This is a genomic window from Actinomadura darangshiensis, assembly GCF_004349235.1.
In the GTDB taxonomy this organism is placed as follows: domain Bacteria; phylum Actinomycetota; class Actinomycetes; order Streptosporangiales; family Streptosporangiaceae; genus Spirillospora; species Spirillospora darangshiensis.
In genome coordinates, this window is record NZ_SMKY01000289.1 from 1 (window position 1) to 11,430 (window position 11,430).

Here is an 11,430-nt window from a genome sequence, read left to right on the forward strand (position 1 = left end):
GCAGTACCCCCCGATCGACCCCAACACGGGCCAGCCCTTCCAGCAGGACCCGAACGCGGGCGGCCAGCCGTTCCAGCCTGACCCGAACGCGCAGCAGTTCCCGCCGATGATGGACCCGAACGCGGCCGGTCAGCAGTATCCGCCGATCGATCCCAACACGGGTCAGCCGTTCCAGCCCGACCCCAACGCGGGCGGCCAGCAGTACCCCCCGGTCGACCCGAACACGGGTCAGCCTTTCCAGCCCGACCCGAACGCGGGGGGCCAGTTCCAGCCTGACCCGAACGCGCAGCAGTTCCCGCCGATGATGGATCCCAATGCGGGCGGTCAGCAGTATCCGCCGATCGATCCCAACACCGGTCAACCGTTCCAGCCCGATCCCAATGCGGGTGGCCAGCCCTACCCCCCGGTTGACCCGAACACCGGGCAGCCGTTCCAGGCCGATCCGAACGCGCAGCAGTTTCCGCCGATGATGGATCCGAACGCGGGCGGTCAGCAGTACCCGCCGATCGACCCGAACACGGGCCAGCCGTTCCAGCCCGGCCCCAATGCGGGCGGCCAGCAGCCTTACCCGCAGGTCGACCCCAACACCGGGCAGCCTTATGTGGCGGTCGATCCGAATACCGGGCAGCCCTACCCGCAGCAGGCGTACGGGTATCCGCAGGGCCCGGGGCAGATGGCGCCCCCGGGCTACCCCGCCCAGCAGCAGCCGCAGGATCCGCAGAGCGCGGACAGCCTCAGCTCCGAGAACCTCCTCGGCGAGCGCCGTATCGCGCCGTCCTCCGGCTGGCGGCGCGCGGTCTACAAGGCGACCGCGGGCAGCGTCCACCCCGGTGAGTCGCAGGGCGACCTGCGCCGCAAGGACCTGGTCGCGCGGGCGCGCACCGTCGTGGCGGGCGGGCACCACCGGGTGGCCGTCATGTCGCTGAAGGGCGGCGTCGGCAAGACGACGACCACGACCGGCCTCGGCTCGATGCTCGGCTCGATGCGCGGCGACCGGGTCATCGCGGTGGACGCGAACCCCGACCGCGGGACGCTGTCGGACAAGGTCCGGCTGGAGACCGCCGCGACCGTCCGGGACCTGCTGAACAACCGCGACCAGATCCACCGGTACGCCGACGTCCGTGCTTTCACCTCGCAGAACGAGGCGCGCCTGGAGATCCTCGCGTCCGACCGCGACCCGGCGGTCAGCGAGGCGTTCAGCGCCGAGGACTACGCCTCCGTCGCCGTCGTCCTGGAGCAGTACTACTCGGTCTGCATCACCGACTGCGGCACCGGCCTGCTGCACTCGGCGATGGCGGGTGTGCTGAGCCTGGCCGACCAGCTCGTCCTGGTCAGCTCCCCGTCGGTGGACGGCGCCCGCTCGGCGAGCGCGACCCTCGACTGGCTGGAGGCGCACGACCACGGCCACCTCGTCCGCAACGGCGTCGTGGTCCTGTCGATGGTCCGCAACCGGACCCGCAGCCAGGTCGACCTGGACAAGCTCCAGGCCCACTTCGAGAGCCGCTGCCGCGCGGTCGTCCGCATCCCCTACGACGACCACCTCGAAGAGGGCGCCGAGTTGGAGCTGGAGCAGCTCGCCCCCGCGACGCGCGAGGCGTACCTGAACCTCGCCGCCGTCGTGGGCGACGGCTTCGCCTACCAGCGCCCGCAGGACTGACCCGCGCTAACGTTGCCACCTGTGATCGACGACGACGGTGTGTACGTGGGGAAGGCCGGGCCGGACGCCGCCGGCGACCGCGGCTGGCTGCTCGGGCACTTCAAGGCGCCCGGCGACCTGCGGCAGAGCGACGAGGTCGAGATCAAGTGGGGCGTCCACCCGAGGGGCGAGCGCCGCGCCGCCTGGACGGACGGGGAGAAGCGCACCGCCCTGCTCGTCCTGGTCAGCGGCCGGTTCCGGCTGGAGTTCCCCGGCCGGGACGTCGTCCTCGCCGAGCAGGGCGACTACGTCGTGTGGGGACGCGGCGTCGACCACTCGTGGGAGGCCGAGGAGGAGTCGGTCGTGCTGACCGTCCGCTGGCCGTCCATCCCCGGCTACCGCGCCCCCTAGGAACCGCCCGCCGGCCGGTCGCGTCCCACCGGTCATGATCAAGGCATTGCGGCTGGTGCCGGTGGTGCTGGCCCTGAGCGCCGGGTGCTCGTCGGGCGGGGAGGTGGCCTGCAAGCCGTGCGCCCCGCCGGTGACCGTTACGGTCGGTGGTCTCGATCGGCACGCGGGCCAAGCATGGCGGTTGCGGGTGTGCGTCGGCGGTCGGCCGTGCACGGACGTGGCGGTGCCCGCCTCGCGGACGGATTCGGGCGCGATGTGGATCCCGCTCGACAGCCTGGACCTAGGTTCGTTCGCCGGTCTGCCCGTGCGTGTCACCGCGTCCGGCAAGGGACGGGACGACCTGCATGGCACGGGCACCATGAGGTTCACCGACGACAGGGGCACCTGCCCCTGCGACCACTCCAACGCCGCCGTCACGCTCGCCTGAACCGGCGATATGCGGTCGAGGACAGTGGTCCGCGACCGCTATCGTTGGCGGTGGTCACCGCACTGCGGCCACCTGGAGAGTTCGCATAGTGGACTAGTGCAGGCGCCTTGAAAGCGCCCAGGGCTGGGGACAGTCCTCGTGGGTTCGAATCCCACACTCTCCGCTCGACCCCGCTACGCGGGGTGGCGGAACGCCGCGACTCGGGCAGAACGCATCCGTTACCCTCTTCGGCATGTCGCAGACACCTAATGATCCGGCAGGTACGACGCACCAGTTCCAGAACTTCGCCAACCAGGCGCAGCCGAAGTCCGGTCCGAACGTCGGGATGATCGTCGGCATCGTCGCCGTGGTGGCCGTCGTCGTGGTCCTCGCGGTCGCGGTGCTGATGATGATGTGACGCTCAGCGGCCCGACTTGGAGAAGTGCTGGTAGTCGCGGGCGCCGCTCCATTCGCCACCCCAGCCCCAGCCGATCGAGGCGAACGCCTTGACGACCTTGTCCCCGGCGTGGATCACGCCGGGGTCGTCGTTTTCGCGGTCCTTGTACTTCTTGCAGTCCTTGTGGGCGACGTGCCCGTCCGCGTAGACGTAGGGATTCTGGCACGGGTTGATGTCGACCGCGTAGCCGTAGGCGTGCTGCGAGAACGAGCTGGACCCGGTGGCGTTGCGGCAGTTGAACGCCGAGGTGTTGTTCGCCTCGATCGAGTCGAAGTCGCTGCCGCCGTACTTGTCGACCGGCTCCATGCGCTCGATCGGGTAGCGCATCCCGTACAGCTTCTTGAACACCGTGACGAGGTCGTCGGCCGCCTTGGCGTTGACGACGAGGCGCCCGCCGGTGTGCGGCCGGTCGTCCATCCCCCAGTAGGTCATCTCGATCATCCGGAGGCCGGACGTCGGCACCGGGCAGCCCTTGCGCCAGGACTCCTTCAGGTCCCCGGCGGTCACCTTCTTGACGTCGGACTGGAATCCCTGCTTCGTCGGCGTCGCCGACGGGGTGCCGGGGGCGGACGCGGTCGGCGGTGTCGCGGGCGGCGCCGACCCGCCGCCGCCGTCGTCCGAGCCGCGGCCACATCCGGTCGCGGCGACCGGTACGACCAGCAGCGCGGCGAGGAAAGTCGCGGTCGCAAGAGGCCCTCTACCTGGCATCTTTGCAGCATACGCAGGTCAGGGCCGGACGCGCCGGGCCGGGGATTCGCTACCGTTCGGTTTGACGGCGCGCCCGCCGGATAGGGGCCGGGACGGACGGGCCGTGATCGTCGTCCATCCGCCGGGCATGTCGCCCGGCGGCGTCCGGCCCCCAGGGAGCCGGGATGGCGGAGCCTCACCAGGAGCGGGACCTCCCAAGCCTCGAAGACGAGATCTTCGCGGTCGCGCACAGCGTGGAGGTCGAGCAGGCTGCGCACGGGCAGCCGCGGTTGCAGTCGGAGAAGGCCGAGATTCTGGCCGAGCGCGCGCGGGCGTTCCTCAGCAGGGACGTCAAGGCGCTGGCGGCGGGCTTCGTGATGTTCGTGTTCGTGGACGCCGTGATGATGTCGGCGCCGCTGATGATGAGCCGCCGTCCGAGCCTGCTGCCGCAGTTCATCACGCTGCTGTTACTGGCGTTCGGGCTCGGCGGGCTGCTCGTCTGGAAGGTCGGCGGGCGGTGGCGGACGTTCGGCATCGGCATGATGCTCGCCTGGGGGTTCCTGACCCTGGTGTCGGTCGGGTTCCTGACCGGCGTGACCGTCCCGCTCTAGGTCGTGGGGCCGACCTTCTTGAGGACGACGCCGAACGCGCGCCCGACGGCTTCGAGGTCGTGCGGGTCGATGACGTCGATGAAGAACGTCCGGACGGTCTCGACGTGGTCGCGGGCGGCCCGCTCGAGCGCGGCGAAGCCGTCGTCGGTCAGCTGGGCGAAGACGCCGCGCTTGTCGTTGGGGCAGCTGTCCCGCTTGACCAGGCCCTTGGTCTCCAGGCGGGAGCAGGTGTGCGACAGGCGGCTGCGCGACTGGCTGGCGTTCTCGGCGAGCTCGGCCATCCGCAGCTGCCGCTCGGGCGCCTCCGAAAGCCGGACGAGGATCTCGTACTCCGACACCGACAGCCCGTGCTTGGTCTTGAGGTCCCGGTCCATGATCTCGGTGAGCCGGACGCTGCCGTCCACGTATGCCCGCCAATCCCGCTGCTGGGTGGCATCGAGCCAGCGAGGTTCACTCATACCGCGAGTATAGAACACGTTGAACATTCAACTAACCCGCGCTATCTTCACGCTAGCAGGACGGCGTCCGGAACCGTCCGGCGGAATAGTTGAATCATCAACTACGTTCCGGAGGGACAGTGCGCCGCCCGGCCGGGACGGGCACCCGAACGAGGGGAGAACCCATGCCCGCCGTGATGGCCGACCCGCTGACCCTGCCACGCCTGCCGCTGCTCCCGCAGGACGGCACCGGCTGGCGCCGCGTCGCGAAGATCGTCACCGCGAAGCGCCACCTGGAGGGCGAGGGCTTCCAGGTCAGGCGCCCCTTCCCGGGCATCGACCTGTCCCTGGCCGACCCGTTCCTGCTCCTCGACCACATGGGCGCCGTCGAGTACCTGCCGGGCGAGGCGAAAGGTACCCCGTGGCACCCGCATCGGGGGTTCGAGACGGTCACCTACATCATCGACGGCGCGTTCCAGCACCAGGACACCACCGGTGGCGGCGGCCTCATCGCCGACGGCGCCACCCAGTGGATGACGGCCGCGTCCGGGATCCAGCACATCGAGCAGCCGCCGCCCGAACTCGTCGCCAAGGGCGGCCTGTTCCACGGCATCCAGCTGTGGGTGAACCTGCCGCGCGCCCAGAAGTGGGTGCCGCCGCGCTACCAGGACATCAAGGCCCGCGACGTCAAGCTGCTCGCCACCGACGACGGGTCGTCCCTCGTCCGCGTCATCGCCGGCTCGGTCGGCGGATACGACGGCCCCGGCGTCACCTACACGCCGATCAACTACCTGCACGCGACCGTCGCGCCCGGCGCCCGGCTCGCCCTGCCCTGGCCGCGGGACTTCAACGCGCTGGTCTACGTGCTCTCCGGGCGCGGGACGGCCGGCGTCGAAGAGACGCCGCTGGACGAAGGGCAGCTCGCCGTGTTCGCCGGATCCCACCACAAGGGCGACGGCGACGGGATCGTCGTCCGCGCCGCCGACCGCCAGCCGCAGGCCAGCGCGAACGGCTGGGAGATCCTGATCCTCGGCGGCCTCCCGATCCGCGAGCCGATCGCGCGCTACGGCCCGTTCGTGATGAACACCCGCGAAGAGATCGTCCAGGCCTTCGAGGACTTCCAGGCCGGACGCATGGGCACCGTCCCCGCCGAGGAGATCCCCCACAAATCCGAAGCCGACACACCCCTGACCTGACCACCCCAGCATCACCGCACGCGTTGACTTGCGGCGTGTTGTTGTTACGAGCCGCCGGATAATAACAACGCCGCAAGTCAACGAGCCTCGTCCGATACTTCGATCTTGTCTTCGATTAGCTCGATCAGGCGCAGCTCGTACGGGACGAACTCGCCTTCCGGGGGTGTGGCCAGCCGCTTCCGGATTGCCGCGATCATGGGGGCCACCTCGACGGACGCCGCCAGAGCAGGGCCCGGCAGGCCGGCGAGCGCGTCGAGCATCCGGCTGATGCCGAGGTCGTCCTCGTCGTCGGCGGGCGGGGCGGTCCGGAGGCGGCGGCGGATCTCCCGTGCCATCGCGTCGCCCGCCTCGGGCAGCCCGATCGCCTGCAGCGCCACCTCCGCGGCGTGGCGGGTGTCGCGGTACGCCTCCTCGTCCTCCAGATGCTCCATGAGCGTCGGTGTCGCGGGCGCGGCGGCCGGGCCGATCCACGCCAGCGCCGTCATCAGCCGTCCCTTGGTCGACTCGTCCGTCCACCAGTCCTCCTCCTCGGCCGGGACGGGGAAGGCGCGGAGCGCGTCGAGCAGGGCGGGGACGGCGGCGGCGCCGTGCTCCGCCAGGGCGTGCTGCGTCAGCGCGCCCAGGAAGTTGCCGATGCCGGGAAGGCTCGCGACCAGGTCGCCGATCGACGGCGCGGTCTCGCCGCTGAAGTGGGTGAGCAGGCGTGCGCCCGATCCGGCCTCGTCCGGGTGGCGGTCGAACATCCGGTAGACGGCGGTGGTGGTCACGCCGCGATCGAGCCGCTCCATCTCGATCACCGCCCGCTCCCGCGTCTCCCGGTCGGTGCCGGAGGCGACCAGGTCGGCCAGCGCCTCCACCAGGTCGGCATGGCCCTCGTCCGGGACCTCGACCCCGGCCAGGACGCGCAGCGCCGCGTCCACCGCCGGGAGGTGGTCCCAGTGGTGCCGGAGGTCGTCGACGAGCGTGTCGATGTCCAGGGGGTCCGCGGCTCCGGCGGATCGTCCGTCCCAGTGCCGTTTCAGGCGCTCGTGCTCCGACCACTTGAGGATGTGCACCTGGCCCGCCCGGCCGCCGACCAGCCACCGCGTCCCGTCGCGGGAGCCGGCCACGACTGTCAGTTCCGAGGCGCCGGACGGTGTGAAGCGGGCGAGGGGCTCGCGGTCGTGCGGTCGCCAGAGCGCGGCCGTCCCGTCGTGCGAGACCGACATCAGCATGCCGGCGGCGAGCGCCAGGGCGGACACACGGGCGGAGTGGGCGTCCCGGACGACGCCCAGGCAGTGCCCCGTGCTCGCGTCCCACCAGGACAGCGAGCCGTCCCGGCCCCCGAGGACCACCGACGGCCGCTCGGGGTCCGCCGCGATCGCCGTCGGCCGCGCGGGCGGGACGAACGCGGCGGTCCGCGCGCCGGTCGCCGCGTCCCGCACCACCATGTCCCCGCGCCGCTGGGACACCACGAGCCGCCCCCTGTCGCAGGACCGCATCAGCCGTTGCCGGACCGGTCCCTCCGGGTCCCGGGCGGCCCACACCGGTTCGGCGTCGGCGTGCCGGGTGGCGGACGCCTGCCGCCAGCAGCTCACCTCGCCGCCGGTATCGCCGACGAGGATCAGGCCGGACGCGGTGAGCGCCGTCGCCTCGGCCTTGACGGTCTGGATTCGTCCGCCGAGCGGGCCGAAGAGGCCGATCCAGTCGCTCGCGCCCAGTCGCGTCAGGAGCGAGGCCCGCTCGTCGTGGTCGAAGAGGCGGCCGCCGTCGTGGGGCAGGTGGCGCCAATCCATGGCCTCGGCGGCGATCGTCCACAGGATCGGATCGGGGCCCAGGGTGAGCAGGTTCGGGCGCCGTGCGCCGGTGCCGAACGCGGCGCAGGCCACGCGTCCGTGATGGGGCCCCCGGATCGACGCGATCAAGGCTTCGTGACCCAGGTCCCAGATGGAGACCTCGCCGGAGTGGTCGCCGCTCGCTCCGTACCGTCCGTCCGGCGAGACGGCCACGGTCGTGACGGGGACGGCGTAGGCGGGGGCGGAGTTGTTCGGCATCCGAGGAGGTATACCGGGCCCCGACGATCATGACGAGCGGGATTCGGCCGCGTCCGCGCGAATCGCCTCCCCGAGCTCGCCGTCGGGTTCGTTATCCGGGTTCGCGTGACGGGGGAGACGGCATGCGCTAGTGTGTTCGAACAGTCGAACACAGGTTCGACCAGCCGGTTCGAACGCGCTCGCCCGGGGAGGCGACATGACGGCCACCGCCACGAGGTACCAGCCTCATGCCCGCCGACCTGCGCCCGCCGTCGGGCCCGACCACGGGGTCGAGGCGGAAGGGGCGGGGTTTCAGGCTCCCGCGCGGTGCGGGAGGCGGGCAGAGCGCGCGACACGCCGCAGCGTTTTCTACGCAAATCTACGGCCGCAGCTATATCGCCTCATAGAGTCCGAGAGCGTGGACCCCGTGCGCAATCCCTACGCCCCGGGCGCCGGGCAGCGCCCCCCGGAGCTGGCCGGCCGCGACCGCGAGCTGAAGCAGTTCGAGGTGGTGCTCGAACGCGTCGCGCGCGGGCGCCCCGAGCGCAGCATGATCGTCACCGGGCTGCGCGGGGTGGGCAAGACCGTGCTGCTCAACGCCTTCCGGTCGCAGGCGATCCAGCGGCTGTGGGGGACGGGGAAGATCGAGGCCCGGCCCGACCAGTCGATCCGCCGGCCGGTCGCGTCGGCGCTGCACCGGGCCGTCCGCGAGCTGGCGCCCCGGCACCGCGCGCCCGACCGCATCGAGGAGTTCCTCGGCGTGCTCAAGGCGTTCGCGCAGGCCGAGCCCGAGCCGTCCGGCAAGGGCAAGGCGCGCGTGCACCGCTGGCAGCCCGGCATCGACGTGCCCGCCGCGCGGGGGCGCGCCGACTCCGGCGACCTGGAGATCGACCTCACCGAGCTGTTCGTGGACGCCGCGTCCGTCGCGACCGACGTCGGCGTCGGCATCGCCCTGTTCGTCGACGAGATGCAGGACATCCCCGCCGACGACGTGTCCGCGCTGTGCGCCGCCTGCCACGAGCTGTCGCAGGTCGGCGGCCCGCTGATCGTGGTGGGCGCGGGGCTGCCGCACCTGCCGGCCGTCCTGTCGGCGAGCAAGTCCTACTCCGAGCGGCTCTTCCGCTACGCCCGCATCGACCGGCTCGACCGCGAGTCGGCCGACTTCGCGCTGCTGGCCCCGGCCGAGCGCGAGAAGGTCACCTTCACCGAGGACGCCCTCGACGCGCTGTACGGCGCGGCCGACGGCTACCCCTACTTCGTCCAGGCGTACGCCAAGGTCGTCTGGGACGTCGCACCCGACACCCCGATCACCGCCGACGACATCAAGGTCGCCGCGCCCGAGGCGGAGAGCGAGCTCGCCGTCGGCTTCTTCGGCAGCCGCTACGAGCGCGCGACGCCCGCCGAGCGCGACTACATGCGCGCCATGGCCATGCTCGGCGACGACCCGGTGCCCACCGCGTCCGTCGCCGACGAGCTGGGCCGCAAGCCGTCCAGCCTGTCGCCCGCCCGCGACGGGCTCATCAAGAAGGGCCTCATCTACAGCGCCGAACGCGGCCTGGTCGCGTTCACCGTCCCGCACTTCGGCAAGTTCCTCCGCTCCCAGCCCGCCTAGCACGATCCGGCTCTATCGAGTTCTCTAGCGAAAAGGCTAGAGAACGGTAGAAGGCTGCATCGAGACCTCGTCGTCCGGTCTCTATTCGGTTTTCTAGCACTGAGCGTAGAAAGCCGTAGATTCTGCTCGCATGCCCTCTGGCTTTATCTAAGTCTTTCTAGAGAATTTCGTAGAAAGTCTTAGAGACTGGCAGAGCGGACCGTGGATGCCGACAGGTGAGGCGGGGTATGACCCGGGTCGTGTGCCCCATGGGGGTGGGGCGCCAGACGACGTCGGGGGGAAACATGACAGACCGATTCCGCGGCCAGGACCCGGACAACGAATACGCCGGCGAGGACGAGTACGGCACCCAGGACCAGATGTCCTCCTCCATGCACGACGAGGCGTCGCTTCAGCAGGAGCAGGGCGGCAGCGCGCCGCGGCCGGAAAGCGAGTTCACGTCCGGTGGGGGCGACTACTCCGGCCAGGGCGAGCACGACGGCGTGCAGAGCCGGCCCGGCGCCGAGGAGGAGTACGAGGACGAGACGGGCGAGGACGACCTCGGAACCATCTGGTGACGGCCCGAGCAGGAGCCGTCCTAGATGTTGCGCGCACGGTCAGATGGGTACGGGAGGTGAGGCGATCCGCGGCGGGGCACTTCTCGTGATGTCGGGGTGAGACATGACCGTGCGACGCCAGTCCGGTGACCATGAGCCGGACGACGAACTCCTGCACGACGACGAGGTGGCCGCCTCGATACTCGGCTACGACGCGTCCGCGATGCGCCAGGACCAGGGCGGACGCCCGCCGGTCACCGGGTCGGAGAACCGGCACATGGTCCGGCTGCGGAAAGTGCTCCAGGCCCGGACCCGGCGGATCGTCGCCCGGCAGTCGCGAGGCGATGCCGTGCAGCCGTTCTGAAAGGCGCGCCGAGGAATCTCCACTAGGCGGTCGCGGAGACCTCGGGCACCACGATTCCCGCGCGCACGACGCGGTCGCGTTCGGCGGTCGACACCGCGAAGACGAGTTCCACGTCCAGGTCGTCCGCCCGGGCGGGGAAGGCCACGAACCGCCAGCAGCCCTCGCGCCAGACGTCCAGCGGCACGGCGCTCGCGATCATGTTCTCGTGCGCGATCCACGCAGGGCTGTCGTAGAGCGTCGCGTAAGTCTCCGCGACCGGGCTGCGGCGCCGCTCGCACGGCACCGCCGGGCGCTGCAGCCGGTGCCGTCCAGCCAGCGCCCCCAACTCGGGGGACAGCGCCGCGAACAGCGCCAGCTCCACCGCGAACACCAGCCCGACCTGCACCTGGACGTTCCGGAGCACGTCCACGCCCGCGTGCGGGGCGCCCAGCGAGGCGACCGCCGCGCACGTGAACAGGACGGCCCGCAGCACGCTCCTGCGGTCGACCTTCTTGCTGCTGAGCGCGCCGAAGCAGCCGCATCCGGCGTCCGGGCGGCCCACCCGAAGCTCGCCGACCACCCACGTCGCGGCGGCGAACGCCACCGTCGTCGCGAGCCGCACCGACAGATGCGACGTGACCAGCAGCGCCAGCCCGAGCAGGCCCTCGCCGACCCCGAGCCCGACCGTCATGCCGCGGCTGCGGCGCAGCGCCGTCAGCCGCGCCAGCCCCGCCGGGACGGGCACGCCGTGCACGTGGTCCGGCGCGTCCGCCGCCCGCTCCCGGAACATCAGCTTCGCCAGGCACGCCGCGAGCAGCACCGCCGCCAGCAGCAGGACCTGCGTGTTCTGGACGACCGTCACCATGACCCCTCCACCCCCGGCGGCACGTCCGGCCGGACGGACGCGTTGAAGCAGCCCCCGTCCAGGTCGCCGCCGAGCCCCGCGAACGCGACCGGCGTCAACTCGACGATCCGCCCCCGCGGGGACGCGCCGCACTCCACGCACCGGTCGCAGAACCGCGCCGCCATGCACCCGCACTCGATCACCGGCAGCGTCGCCGACCGTCCGCCGCACTCGTTCTCGAC

The 11,430-nt window shown here is 71.4% G+C and carries 13 protein-coding genes, 1 tRNA gene and 1 pseudogene; 10 read left to right on the top strand and 5 right to left on the bottom strand.

The window, feature by feature from the left end; all coding sequences use genetic code 11:
• Positions 1-109 precede the first annotated feature (109 nt).
• The 5 genes from E1293_RS38110 to E1293_RS48020 all read left to right on the top strand — a co-directional run bounded on the left by E1293_RS38110 (position 110) and on the right by E1293_RS48020 (position 2,871).
• Positions 110-1,657 carry a MinD/ParA family ATP-binding protein gene (locus tag E1293_RS38110; protein ID WP_243717187.1) on the top strand — a complete coding sequence of 516 codons (1,548 nt, stop codon included), beginning with the start codon at positions 110-112 and terminating at the stop codon, positions 1,655-1,657.
• A 21-nt stretch (positions 1,658-1,678) separates the two neighbouring features.
• Entirely contained in the window at positions 1,679-2,047 is a 369-nt protein-coding gene (locus tag E1293_RS38115) for a cupin domain-containing protein (protein ID WP_132203500.1), read from the top strand.
• 34 nt (positions 2,048-2,081) lie between these two features.
• Positions 2,082-2,474 carry a hypothetical protein gene (locus E1293_RS38120; RefSeq protein WP_132203502.1) on the top strand — a complete coding sequence of 131 codons (393 nt, stop codon included), beginning with the start codon at positions 2,082-2,084 and terminating at the stop codon, positions 2,472-2,474.
• Positions 2,475-2,548: 74 nt separating this feature from the next.
• Positions 2,549-2,637 (top strand) — tRNA-Ser (locus E1293_RS38125).
• A gap of 69 nt (positions 2,638-2,706) precedes the next feature.
• Complete coding sequence (locus tag E1293_RS48020) at positions 2,707-2,871, top strand: hypothetical protein (RefSeq protein WP_165978569.1); 165 nt, start codon at positions 2,707-2,709, stop codon at positions 2,869-2,871.
• A 3-nt stretch (positions 2,872-2,874) separates the two neighbouring features.
• Here E1293_RS48020 and E1293_RS38130 read toward each other — a convergent pair whose 3' ends face one another.
• Entirely contained in the window at positions 2,875-3,618 is a 744-nt protein-coding gene (locus E1293_RS38130; RefSeq protein WP_132203504.1) for a M15 family metallopeptidase, read from the bottom strand.
• 164 nt (positions 3,619-3,782) lie between these two features.
• Here E1293_RS38130 and E1293_RS38135 point away from each other — a divergent pair, with 164 nt between their 5' ends.
• Positions 3,783-4,208, top strand: coding sequence for a hypothetical protein (locus tag E1293_RS38135; RefSeq protein ID WP_132203506.1), 426 nt, complete (start codon positions 3,783-3,785; stop codon positions 4,206-4,208).
• On the opposite strand, the gene E1293_RS38140 is transcribed toward E1293_RS38135, so the two are convergent.
• A complete protein-coding gene (locus E1293_RS38140) occupies positions 4,205-4,666 on the bottom strand; it encodes a MarR family winged helix-turn-helix transcriptional regulator (protein WP_132203508.1) in 462 nt (153 codons plus the stop codon). The two genes, E1293_RS38135 and E1293_RS38140, sit on opposite strands and share 4 nt — an antisense overlap.
• Positions 4,667-4,830: 164 nt before the next feature.
• On the opposite strand from E1293_RS38140, the gene E1293_RS38145 reads away from it, so the two are divergent.
• Positions 4,831-5,841, top strand: coding sequence for a pirin family protein (locus E1293_RS38145; RefSeq protein ID WP_132203510.1), 1,011 nt, complete (start codon positions 4,831-4,833; stop codon positions 5,839-5,841).
• A gap of 77 nt (positions 5,842-5,918) precedes the next feature.
• Here the strand turns inward: E1293_RS38145 and E1293_RS38150 are convergent, their stop codons facing one another.
• Entirely contained in the window at positions 5,919-7,874 is a 1,956-nt protein-coding gene (locus E1293_RS38150) for a WD40 repeat domain-containing protein (protein ID WP_132203512.1), read from the bottom strand.
• 406 nt (positions 7,875-8,280) lie between these two features.
• Between E1293_RS38150 and E1293_RS38155 the strand changes: the two genes are divergently transcribed.
• The 3 genes from E1293_RS38155 to E1293_RS38165 all read left to right on the top strand — a co-directional run bounded on the left by E1293_RS38155 (position 8,281) and on the right by E1293_RS38165 (position 10,365).
• Positions 8,281-9,465: an ATP-binding protein gene (locus tag E1293_RS38155; protein ID WP_243717185.1), complete on the top strand. Its 1,185-nt coding sequence runs from the start codon at positions 8,281-8,283 to the stop codon at positions 9,463-9,465.
• A 284-nt stretch (positions 9,466-9,749) separates the two neighbouring features.
• The gene (locus tag E1293_RS48025) at positions 9,750-10,022 is read left to right on the top strand and encodes a hypothetical protein (RefSeq protein WP_165978570.1); all 273 of its coding nucleotides are present in this window, start codon (positions 9,750-9,752) and stop codon (positions 10,020-10,022) included.
• A 103-nt stretch (positions 10,023-10,125) separates the two neighbouring features.
• Positions 10,126-10,365, top strand: coding sequence for a hypothetical protein (locus tag E1293_RS38165; protein ID WP_132203518.1), 240 nt, complete (start codon positions 10,126-10,128; stop codon positions 10,363-10,365).
• 22 nt (positions 10,366-10,387) lie between these two features.
• On the opposite strand, the gene E1293_RS38170 is transcribed toward E1293_RS38165, so the two are convergent.
• Complete coding sequence (locus E1293_RS38170) at positions 10,388-11,209, bottom strand: MauE/DoxX family redox-associated membrane protein (protein ID WP_132203520.1); 822 nt, start codon at positions 11,207-11,209, stop codon at positions 10,388-10,390.
• Positions 11,203-11,430: pseudogene (locus E1293_RS38175) on the bottom strand (hypothetical protein); the annotation flags it as partial. The gene E1293_RS38170 and the pseudogene E1293_RS38175, both read right to left, overlap by 7 nt.

Coding starts and splice junctions, on each gene's coding strand:
- E1293_RS38110 (WP_243717187.1), top strand. CDS start 110: ATGGACCCGAACGCGGCCGGTCAGCAGTATCCGCCGATCGATCCCAAC.
- E1293_RS38120 (WP_132203502.1), top strand. CDS start 2,082: ATGATCAAGGCATTGCGGCTGGTGCCGGTGGTGCTGGCCCTGAGCGCC.
- E1293_RS48020 (WP_165978569.1), top strand. CDS start 2,707: ATGTCGCAGACACCTAATGATCCGGCAGGTACGACGCACCAGTTCCAG.
- E1293_RS38130 (WP_132203504.1), bottom strand. CDS start 3,618: ATGCCAGGTAGAGGGCCTCTTGCGACCGCGACTTTCCTCGCCGCGCTG.
- E1293_RS38135 (WP_132203506.1), top strand. CDS start 3,783: ATGGCGGAGCCTCACCAGGAGCGGGACCTCCCAAGCCTCGAAGACGAG.
- E1293_RS38140 (WP_132203508.1), bottom strand. CDS start 4,666: ATGAGTGAACCTCGCTGGCTCGATGCCACCCAGCAGCGGGATTGGCGG.
- E1293_RS38145 (WP_132203510.1), top strand. CDS start 4,831: ATGCCCGCCGTGATGGCCGACCCGCTGACCCTGCCACGCCTGCCGCTG.
- E1293_RS38150 (WP_132203512.1), bottom strand. CDS start 7,874: ATGCCGAACAACTCCGCCCCCGCCTACGCCGTCCCCGTCACGACCGTG.
- E1293_RS48025 (WP_165978570.1), top strand. CDS start 9,750: ATGACAGACCGATTCCGCGGCCAGGACCCGGACAACGAATACGCCGGC.
- E1293_RS38165 (WP_132203518.1), top strand. CDS start 10,126: ATGACCGTGCGACGCCAGTCCGGTGACCATGAGCCGGACGACGAACTC.
- E1293_RS38170 (WP_132203520.1), bottom strand. CDS start 11,209: ATGGTGACGGTCGTCCAGAACACGCAGGTCCTGCTGCTGGCGGCGGTG.